The 18637-nt window shown below is 32.6% G+C and carries 11 protein-coding genes; 3 read left to right on the forward strand and 8 right to left on the reverse strand.

What is annotated here, in order from left to right:
• Nucleotides 1–27 precede the first annotated feature (27 nt).
• Nucleotides 28–2094: a TonB-dependent receptor plug domain-containing protein gene (locus tag LNP81_RS01475; protein WP_230032925.1), complete on the reverse strand. Its 2067-nt coding sequence runs from the start codon at nt 2092–2094 to the stop codon at nt 28–30.
• Between the two features lie 105 nt (nt 2095–2199).
• Between LNP81_RS01475 and LNP81_RS01480 the strand changes: the two genes are divergently transcribed.
• The gene (locus tag LNP81_RS01480; protein ID WP_230032926.1) at nt 2200–3102 is read left to right on the forward strand and encodes a DUF6607 family protein; all 903 of its coding nucleotides are present in this window, start codon (nt 2200–2202) and stop codon (nt 3100–3102) included.
• A 99-nt stretch (nt 3103–3201) separates the two neighbouring features.
• Here the strand turns inward: LNP81_RS01480 and LNP81_RS01485 are convergent, their stop codons facing one another.
• The 5 genes from LNP81_RS01485 to argS form a co-directional block, all read right to left on the reverse strand.
• Entirely contained in the window at nt 3202–3912 is a 711-nt protein-coding gene (locus tag LNP81_RS01485; protein WP_230032927.1) for a YgdI/YgdR family lipoprotein, read from the reverse strand.
• A gap of 160 nt (nt 3913–4072) precedes the next feature.
• The gene (locus tag LNP81_RS01490) at nt 4073–5515 is read right to left on the reverse strand and encodes a RagB/SusD family nutrient uptake outer membrane protein (protein ID WP_230032929.1); all 1443 of its coding nucleotides are present in this window, start codon (nt 5513–5515) and stop codon (nt 4073–4075) included.
• Between the two features lie 3 nt (nt 5516–5518).
• Nucleotides 5519–8362: a SusC/RagA family TonB-linked outer membrane protein gene (locus tag LNP81_RS01495; protein WP_346432752.1), complete on the reverse strand. Its 2844-nt coding sequence runs from the start codon at nt 8360–8362 to the stop codon at nt 5519–5521.
• Between the two features lie 3 nt (nt 8363–8365).
• Nucleotides 8366–8710, reverse strand: a complete 345-nt coding sequence (locus tag LNP81_RS01500) for a carboxypeptidase-like regulatory domain-containing protein (protein ID WP_230032933.1) — start codon at nt 8708–8710, stop codon at nt 8366–8368.
• Between the two features lie 578 nt (nt 8711–9288).
• Nucleotides 9289–11067 (reverse strand): arginine--tRNA ligase, encoded by a 1779-nt coding sequence (gene argS / locus LNP81_RS01505; protein ID WP_230032934.1) that lies wholly within the window; start codon nt 11065–11067, stop codon nt 9289–9291.
• A 320-nt stretch (nt 11068–11387) separates the two neighbouring features.
• On the opposite strand from argS, the gene LNP81_RS01510 reads away from it, so the two are divergent.
• Nucleotides 11388–13802, forward strand: coding sequence for a TonB-dependent receptor (locus tag LNP81_RS01510; RefSeq protein WP_230032935.1), 2415 nt, complete (start codon nt 11388–11390; stop codon nt 13800–13802).
• A gap of 91 nt (nt 13803–13893) precedes the next feature.
• On the opposite strand, the gene LNP81_RS01515 is transcribed toward LNP81_RS01510, so the two are convergent.
• Together LNP81_RS01515 and LNP81_RS01520 are read right to left on the reverse strand one after the other, a co-directional pair.
• Nucleotides 13894–14565 (reverse strand): copper homeostasis protein CutC, encoded by a 672-nt coding sequence (locus tag LNP81_RS01515; protein ID WP_230032936.1) that lies wholly within the window; start codon nt 14563–14565, stop codon nt 13894–13896.
• A gap of 330 nt (nt 14566–14895) precedes the next feature.
• Complete coding sequence (locus LNP81_RS01520) at nt 14896–15903, reverse strand: 3-oxoacyl-ACP synthase III family protein (protein ID WP_230032937.1); 1008 nt, start codon at nt 15901–15903, stop codon at nt 14896–14898.
• 264 nt (nt 15904–16167) lie between these two features.
• Here LNP81_RS01520 and LNP81_RS01525 point away from each other — a divergent pair, with 264 nt between their 5' ends.
• Complete coding sequence (locus LNP81_RS01525; RefSeq protein ID WP_230032938.1) at nt 16168–18579, forward strand: S9 family peptidase; 2412 nt, start codon at nt 16168–16170, stop codon at nt 18577–18579.
• The last annotated feature ends 58 nt before the right edge of the window (nt 18580–18637 follow it).

Here is an 18637-nt window from a genome sequence, read left to right on the forward strand (position 1 = left end):
TAATGGTATTTAAATAATTGTTGATTTTTAAAAATTGTATTGAATTCGTGCATAAATCTGCCTTCCTGAAAGACTAGGAATTTGGCCAGGATCTGTGTAATCAAATAAATTATTAGCTCCGGCCTGAAGCATGAATTTATCCATAATGTATTTTGAGGCTGATAAATTTGCTATAAAATAATCTCCTATAAAATTGTCGTAATTGTCGAGAATTCCGTTTCCATTGGTGTCAAACAGTCCGTATTTGCTTCGATAAAGAACACGCAAGTTGATGTCTGTTTTAATTGACGGGATGGCATAAGCAAATTTAATATTGGCAGTATGTTTGGATCTGTTGTATAAACCGAAATAGTCTGATTTATCAATTTTAATTGTTTGCAAATCAGAATTCCTGATATATTGATGCTCTTCAAAATTATCAACAACTGATTTGTCTTTGGCAGTTAAATATTGGTAGCCAAGCGAAACTGAAAATTCTTTCGTAAAATCATAAGCAGAATTAAACTCTAAACCATAAGTAAAAACTTTACTGTAATTGAAGTAGCTAAAAATGTTTTGTCCATTTTTTTTGGTAGCAACAACACCTGTATCAATTAAATCGCTTATAGTATTGTAGAAAGCATTTAGTTCTATTTTAAGTTTGTTTTTTTTATAATATCCTCCAAAATTAAAATTGATAGAGCTTTCCGGCTTCAGGGGTTCATCAAAATTGATTCCCGCTACTCGAAACGAAAGTAAATCCTGGTTTGCAAATTCATCTAATCGGGCTTCGGCTACATTATATCCTAAAACAGTATATCCTACTGATGGATTTGTAAAATCAAAATACAACTGACGGAAATCTGGTGCTTTGTACCCGTATCCTACTGAACCTTTAAGAGAAAAACTGTTAGTGAATTTATAATTTACGGCTAATTTTGGACTAAATTGTGATGCATATTCGCTATGATTATCATATCTGAATCCGGCAAGAATATTTAATTTTTCGGTAGGATTATAATCATATTGCAGATAAACATATTGCGAATTAAACTTTACATTACTAGCAAAATAAGTACGATCTAAAGTTTCGTAATTCAATCCGGCTCCTGCTGTTAATTTATCTTTATTTATAGACCAGGTTGTTCTTATTTCTGGTCTTACAAGCCACTGATTGTAATAGGTTTTATCAAAAAGTACATTATCCGGATTATTCAAAAATGCATCATTTTTATAATTGGTCGCATATAATTCGTATTCCCAGTATAATCTGGAATTCCATCTGTGTTCTACTTTAATTTGCGAGTTCCACTCATTTTCTTTTGCATCACCTTCATATCTTTCAGATTCAATTAAAGCTCTATTATCGATCTTTTGATTAAAAAAACGATTACTAAAAGTTAGTTTAAGGTTTTCTGAAAAATCGTAATATATTTTAGGCTGAATTGTGGTATTATGATATTTTTCTACATTCTTTAACCATGTACTTTTATCTAAGTCAAATCCGTCGGTCGAATAAAAATTAGCAAATAAATTGGCAGCAAATTTTTTCTTTTTCCAAAGTAAATTAGCGTTTGCATCATTGGTATTAAAAGTACCGTATCGATAAGAAAGATTACCTGAAAACATATCTTTTTTAGGTCTTTTTGTAATTACGTTGATTACTCCGCCCATTGCTTCTGAACCGTACAACGCCGATGACGCTCCTTTTACAATTTCGATTCTCTCTATATTTCCAACAGATATTCTTGATAAATCCAAAACTCCTGAACTTCTACCTACAAGAGGAACTCCATCAATAAGAATCATGGTATATGCCGCATCTAAACCCTGAATCTGAACACCTTCAAACCCGCTTTCATCCGGAATTAAAATAATTCCCGTTTGTTCGTTTAGAATTTCATTTAATCTTGTAACTCCTGATTTTATAATTGCTTCAGATGTAATAACTGTCATAGGTAACGGCAAAGACGAAAGTACTCTTTCGGTTCTTGTAGCTGTTGTAACCGTTACCTCCGACAATTCATTTGTCTTAGTACTATCTTTTTGCATTTCCTGTCCAACAGAAATCTGAGAAAAAAGGATAACTGCAAAAAGGGTAAATTTTATTTTCATTATTTTTATTCAGTCTTAATAATGGTGCAAATATATAAACTATTTTTATTTGTTCTAAATAAATTATATATATTTGCGAAAATTAAAAAAACAAAAAAATAAGTTATGATTTCAAAAAACCTCTATTTTTCAGCCGTTATGGCTTTGACTTGTAGCCTTGGTTTCAGTCAGGATAAAAAGCAACAAGACATTAAATCAATCAAATCTATGTGCGGTTGCTACGAAGTGAAGTTTAATTTTACAGAAACTTTTCAATATCCTAAAGATTCTCTTACTTACAAACCTTCAGAAACGAAACATGAATCTGCTTTAGAATGGGTAGAGCTATTAGAAGACACTCCTAATAAAATTGTAATGCAACACTTATTAATCGTAAGTGACGATATGATCATCAAACAATGGAGACAAGATTGGTTATATGAAAACACTGATTTATACTCATTCGACAAAGGAAGTTCCTGGAAATATAAAAAACTGGACAAAAAAGCCGTAAAAGGTCAATGGACTCAAAAAGTATATCAGGTAGACGATAGTCCGCGTTATGAAGGATCATCTACATGGGTACACGTAGACGGACAAGATTATTGGGCAAACGTTGCTGATGCTCCTCTACCTAGAAGAGAGCAAACAAAACGTAATGACTATAATGTTTTAAAAAGAAGAAACATTCACGAAATTACTGCTACAGGATGGAACCATGAGCAAGACAATGATAAATTGATTCGCGATGAAAGCGGAAAAGATGTTTTGTTAGCGCAAGAAAAAGGTATGGATGTTTACACTAAAGTAGCAGACATTAAATGTATCGCAGGACAAAAATGGTGGAAGGAAAATAATGCGCTTTGGAAAAATGTTCGTGACAAATGGCAAACGCTTTTTGACAGACATAAAGACTTAAACCTGGAAGCTAAAGTAGATAGAAAAGCTCTTTACTCTCTTTTGTTCGATTTAAAACCAACTGCTACAAAAGCAGAATCAGATGCTATTATCGACAAATTTGTAAAATAAAAATATTTGTGTTAGTTATAAAAAAGCCGATAGTTTTAGGACTATCGGCTTTTTTTGTAATTAACTATAATGTTTCGAAACTCTTTACTAGCGAGAATATTAACTTGGATCCACGCATTCAGAATATGTGATAATGTGTTTCACTAAGTCAGTCCATATGATTTCTTTATATTCAGAAATTACTTTGTCACAACTTCCCCACAATGGAACAAACTCTTTTTTATAATCTTTTTTCTTTAAAAGAAATGCTGGAGAATCTTTTTTAGCCACATAATATGATTTTAAATCTCCTCCCAAAAATTTAACACCTCCAACTCCTAATGAAGTCGTTTGCTTAGCATAAGGATCACAGTATACTTTGAATTCTTTGCTAAATGTAGGATTAAGAAGCTGCATTAGTAATTTACTGTCTTTCTTTTTAACTTTTACATCTGCTGTTTCAAAATAAGCGTAACCTTGATTTAAAAAATCTTCATTTAATTTTTGATCATTCCATTTTTTAAAATTTGACGCAAAACTCATTTTTTTACCTAAATTATCAAGTCCGCTTGGCGGCAAATACATAAACTTAATATCTTTTGGTTTCAGTTTATGCTTTTTGCCTGTACCATCTTGTAATTTGATATACTCAATTAGTCCTTTATCTCTATCAATGTCTTTGATCGTTCCGTTGATTTCTGTTCCATCTGCCAACGTTATATAAGCTGTTTTACTATGAGAAAACCCATAAGAAGGCGAAATTAATTCTTGCGCATTCATTTTACAACATAGTAAAAGAAATATTAGTGTCAAAAAAGATCTTTTAATCATTTTTTAGTTTTTTAAGTTTTTTGCCTACTCTTACGATTTTCGGCTTCTCGTTTTTTTAAATAGTCACATGAGTTTCTATGTTAACAATAGGAATATTTTAAAATAATTAATTTAAAAAGTCGGTAAACTTTGAGGATTATCGCCCTATTATTTAAGAACATTACAATGGGTTTTGAACCATTAAAGGATTTGCATCGATCTCCGCTTGTGGCATTTGAAAAATAAATTTATTATCTCCTACGGGAATATTAAATCTACCAAACTCTGGATGATTTGTACCTGAATAATCTCTTACAAGAGGAACTCCCAAACGCTTCATATCATACCAAGCACAACCTTCACCCCACAATTCAATTCTCTTTTGAAGAATAATTTCATTAATTAAATTGCTTCCGGAATTAGTAGATAAAACATAAGCAGGATCTCTAGTTACAGTTATTTCATACAATACTTTCTTTGCATTTGCCTCGTCTCCAGATCTAGCAAGAGCTTCAGCTTCTATGTAATACATTTCAGATGATCTTAAATAAATATAACTACCCCCATCAATTGTTGGATCTCTAAATTTTATATTAGCATATACCGGAAGCTTTGTATAAACCTCATTTCCATCTGGACCAACAAAAGCTTTTTTTCTAAAATCAGTATTTGAAATATTTTCATATAATCTTTTATCAATATTTTTGAAAATTCCATTTCCACCTGCATAACCAGAAGGATTTGTATTATCAAAGTGACTAAAGAAATTTGCCACAAAAGTTGAAATGGAAGAATTCAATGTTGCTCCCCACATCGTTTCATTTGATTTTGTTACTGAAAAACCAGACAACCACTCTGCTTCACTAAGCAAAGTATAATTTTCTCTTGCTAAATGTGCTGTGTTTGCCGCTTCTGAATATTTTCCCATTTCCAAATAGACTTGTGCTAAAAATGCCTGAGCAACACTACGATCAACTGAATCATTATTTAAACGCTTATAATCTTTTAATAATTCAATTGATTCTTGCAAATCACTTTCAATTACAGTATATACTTCATTAACAGTTGATCTTGCCTTTCCTTCCAACGCTACTTCTTTATAAAGAGGTACGCATAATTCCGAATCGTTATTTACGTATGTAGGGCCATAAGTACGAGCGAGCATAAAATAGAAATACCCTCTTAATGCTAAAGCCTGTCCTCTAATCATTTTTAATTCTTGATCTGTTGTACCAGAAGGTATCGCTATTAAGACGGTATTAGCAGCTTTAATTTGAGAATAATAAGTAACCCAAACTAATCTAGATCTAGTATTAGTTTGCTGTCTTCCTAAATAATTATAAAAATTTGAGTACCAGCTTGATTTCGTCATAAGCATGTCATTAGACATCATATCCATTGCTGAAAGAACAGATTTATGTCCATAATCTTCATGACTTCCCGGTATTGAAAGGCCATAGGATCTTAATGCTGCATAAATTCCACTTATTAATGCCTGATTCGCCGAGGCAGAGGTTGCAAGCTGGTCGCCATTTATTGTAGATTTTGGTATTGTATCCAAAAAATCTTTTTCGCAACTTGTAAAAAGTACAACACAAAGTGCTATTACTACTATCTTTTTCATAATTTAAAAATTAACTGTTAAACCAAACGATACGGTTTTTGTGACACCATAAACATTTAAAGACTGACCGTTGTTGGATCTTTCTCCAATATTATTTAATCTTGGATCCATTCCTTTTCTTTTAGACCATAAAGCTAAATTTGATCCCATTAAACTAAATTTAGTTGATTGAACACCCAAATTCTTAAGTGCCATATTCTTAAAATCATAAGATATAGAGACATCCTGCAGACTTAAATAATCAGACTTACTTAAAAAGTAATCAGATGTTGTCATTTGAAAAGTAGATATGTGATCAATTCTTGGAATATCTGAATTTGGATTGTCAACTGTCCACGCCTTATTAACGTCTTTGTGATAATTTTGACCTATGTTGTCAGAGCCAGAATACATTGCATTTTGGTAAACTCCATCATACATATATCCGCCCATTTGATAAGCAAAACTGGCCTGAAAAGTAACATCTCTAAATCTAAATAAAGTTCCAAATCCTCCATATATATTAGGGTTGGCATCTTTACTGCTTAAATATGTAGTTGCATCTCCGTAAACATTAGTCGTTAATTTATTTCCAGTTAATTTTCCACTAGCATCTTTTTCATCCTTGTACCACAATGCATCTCCATTTGTTTTATCAACTCCAGCAAATTCTTTAAGGAAATAAGAGTAAGCCGGGGCGCCTTCTTCAAAACGAGATATACCCTCATTAAAAGCCGCTGGTAATGATGTTATTTTATTCTTGTAATGCGTAGCATTTGCCCAAATATTAAAATCGATTTTCTCTTTTTTAATGATATCCAAACCTAAATTGATTTCAACTCCTTTGTTACTCATATCTCCAATATTTTTTGAAACATACTGAGTTCCCGTTGAAGGTCCAATTGGGAAATTATAAATTAGGTCACTTACATTTCTTTCAAAATATTCAGCTTCAAATGAAATTCTGTCAAACAATACAATATCAAATCCAACATTAAGATTTTTTGATTTTTCCCACTTCACATCTCTTTGAGCATCAAAAACGTATAATACACTTGCGTTACCCTCAGCATCAGGAAGAATTTCATATTGTGTTTCATAAGCATAATAATTTCTCAAACTACCAAAATAACTCCTATGATTAATTTGTGAAGTTTTAGGATATTGAATATTATCATTTCCTTGTTCTCCGTAGCTTCCCTTTATTCTTAAATCCGTAATCCATTTGGTTTTCGGAAAAAATGATTCTTTCATTACAGACCACGCCGCTCCAAAACCATAAAAATTACCCCATCTATTCTCCGGTGCAAATACAGACGACCCGTCTCTTCTGTAACTACCATTAAAAAAATACTTATTTTTATAATTATAGTTTACTCTAGAAAAATAACCTTCAACTTTATATAAGTCGTTATATCCATCTAGATAACTATAAGTTGTAGCGTTACTAATATTTGTTAAATCAGGAATAATAATATTGTTTTTTTGTCCCGCTAACATTTTTGAAGTATAATCCGAAGACTCATGACCTATCAAAACATCCAGACTATGAGAACCAAAAGTTTTTTTCCATGTTATCAATTGCTGATTTGTTAATGTATAATTATTTTTTGTTGCTGTACCAATTCTACCATTTACACCTTCTGCGTCTCCACCAAATCCAGTTGCTGTATTTACATAATAACCTGATAATAAATCATAACCAAGATTATATCTAAAATTAAAATCTTTCAAGAAATCAATAGAAATATATGCTCTAGCTCCAAATTTATTTTCTTCATTTAAGTTTGTGTTTAATAAAGTGGTAGCATACGGATTCATATTTGAGCCATAAGGTCTGTTTCCTGATTTATTAAATTCATAAGCTTTAGATCCATCTGCATTATAAATCATGTTACCATTAGTGTCTCTTTGCCATATTGTATAAATTGGTGCTATACTCCTAGCCCAGTTAAATAAATTACTATAGGTATTTGATGATACTTGAGAAATAGGTGCCTTTTGATTGGTATGTGCATAATTTACATTTGCACCAACTTTAACTTTGCTTGAAATAATATAATCTATATTAGCTCTTAAAGTTGCTCTATCAAAACCAGAATTTATTGTATATCCATCATCAGATAAATAACCCAATGATAAATACGAGCTAAGATTATCTGTACTTGACGATATACTTAAATAATGTTCTTGTCTAAAAGAATTACGAAATAATTCTTTTGCCCAATTATCATTGTACAGTAATTTAGCATCAGGATTTATTTCTCCGGTTGCAGGATTTATTACCTGATTATCTGCTACATTATAATTGTTATAGCCTAACGAATATGAATCACCATTTATAAGGTTTTGGGCCGCAATATTTGATGCAGCTGCCTGTGTAGTACCTTTATAAATCAATCCGTTTTTTATTCTATTATAAACCGTCTTATAATAATCTCCCGGATCAGTAATCATATCATATTCAGGCACAGATCTTGAGTTAACTCCTATTTTAGTTTCATAAGTAACCTTTAATTGTCCTTTTTTAGCTTTTTTTGTAGTTACAATGATAACTCCATTTGCACCTCTGCTTCCATATAATGCATTCGAAGATGCGTCTTTTAGAAAACTAATTGACTCTATATCCTGAGTTGCTATTGAATTTATATCTCCGTTAAAAGGCACGCCGTCTACTACATATAAAGGAGCATTCGAAGATGAAATAGAACCAATCCCTCTAAACCTTACTTGCGGCGGATCTCCAGGCTGACCTGAATTTGAACTAATTTGAACTCCCGCAACTTTACCAGTTAGTGATTGAACAGCATTAGAAGATTGTGAGTTTTCTAACATTTTTGAATCTACCTTTGCAACAGCTCCAGTAATCTCCTATTTCTTCTGAGTACCAAAAGCTACAACAACAACTTCATCCAGCTCTTTTCCAACTTCCTTCATCTTTGCATTTACTACTGAGAAAGCGCCAACAGTAATAGTAACATCCTGCATACCTACATAGGAAAATAAAAGAACATCTCCGGTTTTTGCTTTGATTGAATATTTACCATCAAAATCTGTCTGTACACCATTCTTCGTTCCTTTGACGATAACATTTATCCCAGGTACCGGTGCAGACGCATCTGACACAGTTCCCGAAATAACTCGTTCTTGTGCAAAAAACAACTGAGAACTCAGTACAACAATCAGTAGTAACAACCCTTTAATTTTTTGTTTCATTGTTTAAATTTTGAATTATTTTGGCGCAACTTATCAAATTAATACAACTTTAACAAGATTTTTAATTTTTTTAACACACTAAAAAGTAATCCATTTACTACTTTTAACAAAATTAGATGCTATTAAATAATTGATTTTACATTGCTTAGGAAGGAAAAGCAACAACTTGTAAGAATTATTACAAAAAATCAAAATCTGACAAAAAATTAAAAAATTTTGACTTTAGTATTAATATTGAGATGCATTGACATCTTTTAAAAAACTTTAATTAGCGACATAAAAAAAAACGTCTAAAAAATCAATTTCAGACGGTGATCCTTTTATCATTTTCACTAAATAGTGTACTAATTCAAAATAGATAAAAATAAATATTAGGAAATATTTTAAGACTACATATTCAAGTAATCGAACTTTAGACTGTTCATTTATTCAAGTTTAATAAACATTAAAAGATATTATTTTTTGCAAAAATATTACAGCACAATCCTTTAAAAAGGAACAATACGTTTTATTAGTAACAATAAAAGCCAATAGTTTTGCAACTATTGGCTTTTTAAACTTTTAAGTATTTAAGAAATTTACATTCTTTCCGGAACTTCAATTCCTAGTAATGTAAACGCTGATTTAATGACTTCGGCTACTTTCTGCGAAAGCTGCACTCTGAATATCTTTTTAGTCAAATCTACTTCTCCTAATATATGTACCGATTGATAAAATGAATTGTATTCTTTTACCAAATCATAAGTATAATTTGCAATTAAAGCAGGGCTGTGATTTTGAGCTGCATTTTGAATTACTTCCGGGAAAAGTTCGATTTGTTTTACCAATTCTTTTTCCTTTTCGTGTAATTCTTCGGTATTTGTTATAGCAGAAAAATCAAAATCGGCTTTACGGATTATCGATTGAATTCTGGCATATGTATATTGAATAAACGGTCCAGTATTTCCGGCAAAATCAACAGATTCTTCTGGATTAAACAAAATACGTTTTTTAGGATCTACCTTTAAGATGTAATATTTTAAAGCACCAAGACCAATTGTTTTGTACAATTTCGCTTTTTCCTCAGCCGAATAACTGTCTAATTTTCCTAAATCTTCAGAAATTTGTTGCGCGGTATCGGTCATATCCTGCATCAAATCATCTGCATCTACAACAGTTCCTTCACGGCTTTTCATCTTTCCGGAAGGTAAATCAACCATTCCGTATGATAAGTGATACAGGCTTGAAGCCCAGTCAAAACCTAATTTTTTCAGGATGAGGAATAATACTTTAAAGTGATAATCCTGTTCGTTACCAACGGTATAAACCATTCCGCCAACATCCGGCATATCTTTTACACGCTGAATTGCTGTACCAATATCCTGCGTCATATAAACCGCAGTTCCGTCAGAACGCAGTACAATTTTACGATCCAGACCTTCGTCTGTCAAATCAATCCAAACAGAACCGTCAGGATCTTTTTCGAAGACACCACTATCAAGACCTATCTGAACTACATCTTTTCCTAATAAATAGGTATTACTTTCATAATAATATTTATCAAAATTAACTCCAAGATTGGTGTAAGTTGTAGCAAAACCGTCATAGACCCATTGGTTCATCATTTTCCAAAGTGAAATAACTTCTTCATCTCCAGATTCCCATTTTTTAAGCATTTCCTGAGCTTCAATAATAATTGGAGCTTGTTTTTTTGCTTCGTCTTCGGTTTTACCGGTTTCTACTAATTGATTGATTTCGACTTTATAAGCTTTATCAAACTCTACATAATATTTACCAACTAATTTATCCCCTTTTAAGTTTGAACTTTCAGGAGTTTCACCATTTCCGAATTTTTGCCATGCAAGCATCGATTTACAGATATGAATTCCACGATCGTTAATGATTTGCGTTTTGTACACTTTTTTACCCGAAGCTTTTATAATTTCGGCTACAGAATATCCTAACAAATTGTTACGAACGTGACCTAAATGTAAAGGTTTATTGGTATTTGGCGAAGAATATTCGACCATAATGGCTTTGTCCTCCGGATTTGGAGTTACATATCCAAACTTTTGGTTGTCTCTTATTTCATTAAAGAAATTCAAATAATAACTATCGGCAATTACAATATTCAAAAAGCCCGAAACAACGTTAAAACGTGATACTTCAGAAAGATTTTCGACTAAATAATTCCCTATTTTATTTCCTAATTCTACAGGATTGCTTTTGATCACTTTTAGTAAAGGAAAGATTACCATTGTAATATCGCCCTCAAACTCTTTTCTGGTAGTTTGAAATTCGATTTTATCAACAGTAACATCAAATAATGCTTGTATAGCTTTTTGTATAGAAGGAGTAAGAATTTGTGATAATGACATGTAAACTTATTTTTAAAGTGAGCAAAGATACTGCTTATTCATCAATTACAGAAAATGAAAAACATATAAAATAGAACAAAACAATTTGAATTTCTTAAAAAGCCCTTTATTCTGATTGTTAAAATTATCAAAAAATTAAAATGCTAATCTATTAAAAAACAGACCATCTTAAAAAAAACAAAATATTTTTTATTTTTTTCTGTAACATATCGATGATAAAAGAGTCTTAATAGGGACTTTGAATTCATTTTGAAGCAAAAAACAAAAACAAAAAAACAAATCATCATCATCAATCAAATCAAAATAATCATTACATCATTATGAAACTAAAATTCTTTCTGTTTGCATTACTGGGGGTAATTGCAACAACACAGGCCCAAAACACGGGAACAGTGTCCGGGAAAATTACCGAAAAATCGAATAATGCGCCTATTTCTTACGCCACAGTCTCCATCAAAGACAACGGAAAAGTAGTTACGGGAGTAAATACAGATGATAATGGAAGCTTTTCGATTAAAAACTTGGCTTTAAAAAGTTATACTATCGAGATTCAATACATTGGATTTAGAAAATACGTTGGTTCAGTAATTTTAAGCGACAATAAAAAATCAGCTACAATTAACGCTGCTCTTGAAGAGGAAGCAACTCAGCTTAAAGGTGTAAATATTGTAAGCGATCGTTCGACAATAGAACAAAAAATTGATAGAAAAGTAATTACTGTTGGAAAGGATTTGACAACTGCAGGAGCTTCTGCATCTGACATTATGAACAATATTCCATCTGTAAATGTAGATCAGGACGGAAAACTTTCACTTCGTGGAAACGATAATGTTCGTGTACTAATTGACGGTAGACCATCAAATATTGATCCTGCTCAATTATTAAAACAAATTCCATCAACTTCGATCAAAAAAATTGAATTAATCACCAATCCAAGTGCGAAGTACAATCCTGAAGGAATGTCGGGAATTATTAATATCGTTTTGCATAAAAATGCCAACACTGGTTTTAACGGAAGTTACAGTGGCGGAATCACTTTTGGTGAAACAGCAAAATACAACCAGTCTTTGAACCTGAATTATAAAACAGGAAAAGTGAATTTCTTTGGTAACGTAGGTCAGAATTTTGGAACTTATTTTAATGAAGGACATATCAACAGATTAGATCAGGATATTACTCAAAATTTAGACATTAAAAACGACAACGATTCTTACTTGTATAAAATTGGAATGGATTATTTAATCGATGATCACAATACTTTATCATTTTATACCAATCAAAATAAATCTAACGGAAAAGGTTTTGTAGATACCAACATTGATTATAATAATGTAGCTGATTCTGATTTACTAAATGTTTTTCAAAAATCTAAATACACAGGTCCGGATCAGGTTGGGACTTACAATTTAGCATACAAGCATATCTTTAAAAAAGAAGGTCATACTTTGGATGTTGAAGGAAACTACAGCGATAACAAAGAAACTCAATATGCTTCTTTTGATACTCAGTCAACAAAAATTGACAATACTAAAAATAGCGTAATTTATGATGACTATATCAGAGGTACTCGTAAATTAAGCACTTTGAATGTTGATTACGTAAATCCGCTAAACGAGAAAACTACTCTTGAAGCAGGTGCCGAAGCCAGAATTACTAAAACGGATAACGATTATACTACAGGAAACCCATTAGCAGAAATTCCGGTTTCTAATTATACTTATGATACAGATATTTACTCGGCTTATGTAACTTTTGGACAGAAATTTAAAAAATTCAGTTACCAGTTAGGAGCTCGTTTCGAAAGCTATAAAGTAGCCGCTAATTTAAATCACGGTCTTGAAAAATTTGATGATGATTATATCACTTTATATCCATCAGCTTATTTCACTTATAATTTGAATGAGAAAAATACTTTCCAATTTAGCTATAGCCGTCGTGTAGACCGCCCGAGTTTAGAGCAGACAAAACCTATTCGTGAATTTTCTACTCCGTTAGTAACTTCATTAGGAAATCCTGAATTGAGACCTCAATTTACGAACTCAGTAGAAGTAAATTATACTAAAACTTTCGAAAAAGGAAGTTTTACAACAGGCGTATTCTATAGAAGCATCAACGACCAAATTAGTAGAATTTTATATCCGGACGATACAGATCCAAGTGGCAACAAACAGATCATGACTTTTACCAATTATGATCATAATACTTCTTACGGTTTCGAAGTTTCATTCAATTATAAAATTACAAAATGGTGGGACATCTCTCCATCTATTGATTTCTCAAGTATCAATCAGCAGGGAGTTGTGTTTTTATATGATCCGGCAACAAAAATTAGCAACCCTATTGAAAGAAAAGTTACCGTTGCAGCATTTAACGGTCGTATGAACTCAAACTTTAAAGTAAACAAGCGTTTAAGCTTCTTATTATTCGGATTTTACAGAGGTGCTGTTGATGGACTGCAAAATAATAACCATGAAATGTACAAAATGGACATAGGTTCGCGTTATACATTGTTAGACAGCAAGATGAACATTAGTTTACGTTTTAATGACGTATTCAATACTATGAAATATGCTTTTGATACGATGTATCCTTATCCTCAGGCAGGACAGTTTACATGGGAAAGCCAAACCGTTTATTTAGGATTAACCTATAATTTTGGTGGAGCAAAAATTAAAAATCTTGAGCGTAAACAAAGAGAAGACAACACTAATAAAGGTGGCGGCGGAATGTTTTAATCCCACTTTTACTAGTAGATTTTAATAGTTCTTGTAGAAAAGAAAAGCCTGGAGTTTGCCAACTTCAGGCTTTTCTTATTTTATGCATTGCTTATAAAAAATTTCGCAATTCTTTTATCTCTTCGGGATTTGCAGTTTCAGAATTATCTGTAATCGCTGATGAATGGAAAAAAGTAGGTTCTAATTTTTCCTGTAATAATTTAATATTCGAAGATCGCAAACCTCCTCCGGGCATAATCTCAATTCGGTCTCGGGCAAGTTTCTGAATCATTTCTAAATCATCGATTCCTTCTTCGACATTTTTTCCACGTCCCGATGTTAAGATAGTTTGAAAACCACAATCGATAACATCTTCGAGAGCCTGTTCTATCGAATTCACACTATCAAAAGCACGATGAAAAGTACAGGAAAGCGGACTCGCCAAATTGACTAATTCCTTGTTTTGCATTTTATTAACGCTTCCGTCAGGACTTAAAATCCCAAAAACAAAGCCGTCAATACCTAATTTTTTAAGGTGTTTTATATCCTGCTTCATTTCTACAAATTCTTCATCAGTATATACAAAATCTCCACCGCGAGGTCTTATAATAACATGCATTTTAATCGATAATTTTTCACGAACTCTTACCGCCAAAACAGCATTTGGCGTAGTTCCGCCAAGTTGCATGTTTTCACACAACTCAATTCTGTCTGCACCACTTTCCTCTGCAATCAATGCCGATTGGTAATTGAAACACGCTATTTCCAGTTGATTTTTTTTCATTTTGATTAAAATATAATTTACCCAAATTTGTGATTTCTATGATAAAACCAAATCTTTTTTCAGGAGCTAATCCCGCTATCCGTTACAAACGAAGTTCACTGAACTCCGAAATAAAATAAAAACTAAGTGAAGTAATCTTTTGTGTCCGCCGCGGCGGACACAAAAGGATTTCCACTTCTATCGGGGCTAGGAAAATCATTTTCATAACAACATTTTCGTTTAATCTGTCATTACTACAAGAGAAGAGCTGACAAAAAACAAACACTAAAGTATAAAAAAACCTGCTCCAAAAAAGAGCAGGTTTTAAAATATAATGCAAGATGAATTAATTTACCATTTAATAATAGCACTTGCCCAGGTGAAACCACTACCAAAAGCAGCTAAAACAACTGTATCTCCTGATTTGATTTTTCCTTGTTCCCACGCCTCTGTCAAAGCAATCGGAATTGAGGCTGCGGTGGTATTACCGTATTTTTGGATGTTATTATGCACCTGATCATCCGTCAATTTGAATTTGTTTTGAATGAATTGTGAAATTCTCAAATTCGCCTGATGCGGAATCAACATGTCAATATCAGAAACTTGTAAACCGTTTGCTTCTAAACCTTCATTGATTACCTCTGCAAAACGAACTACTGCATTTTTAAATACAAATTGTCCGTTCATGTACGGATAGTAACTTTCGTCGTTCGGGTCATTATCTGCTAAAATATCCGTTACCCAACGCGCTCCCATTCCGGGTGCCTGCAAAGCTAATTCCTCTGCATGTTGTCCTTCTGAATGCAAGTGAGTAGATAAAATTCCTTTTGTCAAATCTTCTTCACGGCTTAAAACTGCTGCTCCTGCTCCATCTCCAAAAATTACCGAAACTCCACGTCCGCGGGTTGTCATATCTAATCCTGTAGAATGTACCTCAGAACCAATTACCAAAATATTTTTATACATTCCGGTTTTAATATACTGGTCTGCAACAGAAATAGCATACACAAATCCCGAACATTGATTTCTAACATCTAATGCCCCTACAGTACGCAACCCTAAATCACGTTGTACCAAAACTCCAGGCCCTGGAAAATAGTAATCCGGACTTAATGTAGCAAAAACTACAAAATCAATATCTTCTTTGGCTATGCCAGAACGTTCTATAGCAATTTTAGCTGCTTTTACCCCCATTGTAGTAGTGGTATCTTCTCCGCGAATAATATGTCTTCGTTCCTGAATTCCCGTACGCTCCTGAATCCACTCATCATTGGTATCAATAATCTTAGACAAATCATCGTTGGTCACAACATTTGAAGGAACATAATATCCTAAGCCCGCTATTTTTGAGTGATACATATTGTTTTATTATTTATTAAAAAATTTGATTGCAAATTTAAGTATACTTTAAATCATTAGCGTACAAATTAGTGTTTTTTTCGTAATTGACAATTTAATATACTTCAATTATAAGCTCCATTGAAGCTATTTACATCACGAAAAAACAGTTTTCATACCAAAACACTGAAAACTATGAAAAATAACGCATAAAATGTAACAAGTTTAAAGTACTTTAGTCAAACATTATAGAAAGCATTTTTTTAAACTCCTAAAATTCAAATTATGAAATTAAAGGTTACTCTCCTCTTATTTCTAAACATGGGCTTTTTTGCCTTTGCTCAGGAAAACCTAACCTATCAAAAACCTTCTAAATCGATATTAGATTTAGCCGATTACGAAAAAGCTCCAACAGTATCTATGGATACTAAAAAGGAAAATATGTTACTAATGTACAGAAACACATACAAAACATTAGACGATTTAAACCAGGAAGAACTTCGTTTAGGCGGATTGAGAATTAATCCGGTAACTAATATATCGAGTACGGTAACTTATACCATCAATCTTAAACTAAGAAAGATTAGCGGAAAGAACGAAATACAAGTTGCAGGTTTGCCTGACAATCCTAAAATAAGCAACATTTCATGGTCACCAAATGATAAGAAAATTTTGTTTTCGCATACTACAAATTCAGGTGTAGAACTTTGGGTTATAGATGTAGCAACAGCAAAAGCGACAAAACTTACTGATGCGACTGTAAATGCAAATCTTGGTAATCCGTTTAGCTGGTTTTTAGACAATGAAACTATTTTGGTAAAAATGCTTCCTAAAAACAGAAAGCCTTTGTTAGATTCTAAAAAAGATCTGCCAACTGGTCCAATCATTTCAAGTACGGCGGGTGCAAAGTCTCAAAACAGAACCTATCCTGACATGTTGAAAAACCAAAATGACGAAATTAATTTTGAGAACATTATCACATCAGAATTGTACAAAGTCAACCTTAACGGAACTGCGACTTTATTTAAAGAAGCAGCAATGTATGCTGGAGAAAAAATTTCGCCAGATGGTAATTACATTATGCTGACTACAATCCAGAAACCTTTTTCATACGTTGTTCCTTTATATAGATTTCCATCCAGAACAATTGTTTATGATGCAAGAGGAAAAGAAATTAAAACTGTTAATGAAGTTCCTTTAAACGAAATAATCCCTAAAGGTTTTATGGCAGTTAGAAAAGGAAAAAGAGAAATGGCCTGGAGAAATGACAAACCAGCGACATTATCTTATGTAGTTGCTCTGGATGAAGGAGATCCTGCAAATAAAGTTGATTTTAGAGACGAAGTTTTTCTTTGGGATGCGCCTTTTGCAAACAATGCAACAACTTTGGCAAAAGTACCTCAACGTTATAATGACATTGTTTGGGGTAATGATAATATTGCTTTTCTTACTGATGAGTGGTACGACACCCGCAATACAAAAACGTATTTAATAAATCCGTCGAACCCAAGCCAGCAGCCAAAAGTAATTACAGACAGAAATCAACAGGATGTTTACTCAGATCCGGGAGTTTTTGAAACTAGAAAGAATGAGTACAATAAATATGTTTTAGCGATAGAAAAAGACAATGCCTATCGTATTGGCGAAGGATATACAAAAGAAGGACAATTTCCTTTTATTGATGAATTCAATTTAAAAACACTACAAGCAAAACGCCTATATACTTCTACTTATAAAGACAAAAAAGAAGATTTATTAGAAATTGAAGATTTTAAATCAGGTAAAGTTTTAGTTCAGATTCAGTCTAAAAGCGAGTATCCTAATTATTATTTTAGAAATATTAAAAAACAAAATAGCCTGACACCAATTACATCTTTCCAAAATCCGTTTGAAAGTATTAAAAACGTGAGTAAAGAAGTAATCAAATACAAACGTAAAGATGGTGTCGAACTTTCAGGAACTTTATATTTGCCTACAGGTTACGATAAAACAAAAAAAGAGAAATTACCTTTATTAATCTGGGCTTATCCGGCTGAATACAAAGACAAAAACAGTGCAGGACAATCGACTCAAAACTCAAACGAATTTACATTTCCTTATTATGGATCTTTCGTTTATTGGGTAACCAAAGGATATGTTGTTCTTGACGATGCCGCTTTCCCAATTATTGGTGAAGGAACTACAGAGCCTAACGACAACTTTATACCTCAATTGGTAGCCAATGCAGAAGCTGCCATTGATGCTGTTGATGCTTTAGGATATATTAACCGTAAAAAAGTAGCGGTTGGAGGACATTCATACGGAGCTTTTATGACTGCTAATTTATTGACACATTCTAACCTGTTTGCTTGCGGAATTGCCAGAAGCGGTGCTTACAACAGAACCTTAACTCCATTTGGTTTCCAAAGCGAACAACGTAATTACTGGGAAGCTCCTGAGGTTTATACTGCAATGTCTCCTTTTATGAATGCAGATAAAATGAAAACACCACTTTTATTAGTTCACGGTGAAGCCGATAATAACCCAGGAACTTTTACTTTGCAGACAGAACGTTATTATCAAGCCTTAAAAGGTTTGGGAGCAACTACAAGAATGGTAATCTTACCTAAAGAAGCACATAGTTATGTTGCCAAAGAAAACATCCTACACCTGCTTTGGGAACAAGATCAGTTTTTAGAGAAGTATTTAAAAAACTAATCGATAATACAAAATATTTACAACGCAAACCCTACAGATTTAAAAAACCTGTAGGATT

Origin of the sequence: Flavobacterium piscisymbiosum, assembly GCF_020905295.1 — a bacterium.
In the GTDB taxonomy this organism is placed as follows: Bacteria; Bacteroidota; Bacteroidia; order Flavobacteriales; family Flavobacteriaceae; genus Flavobacterium; species Flavobacterium piscisymbiosum.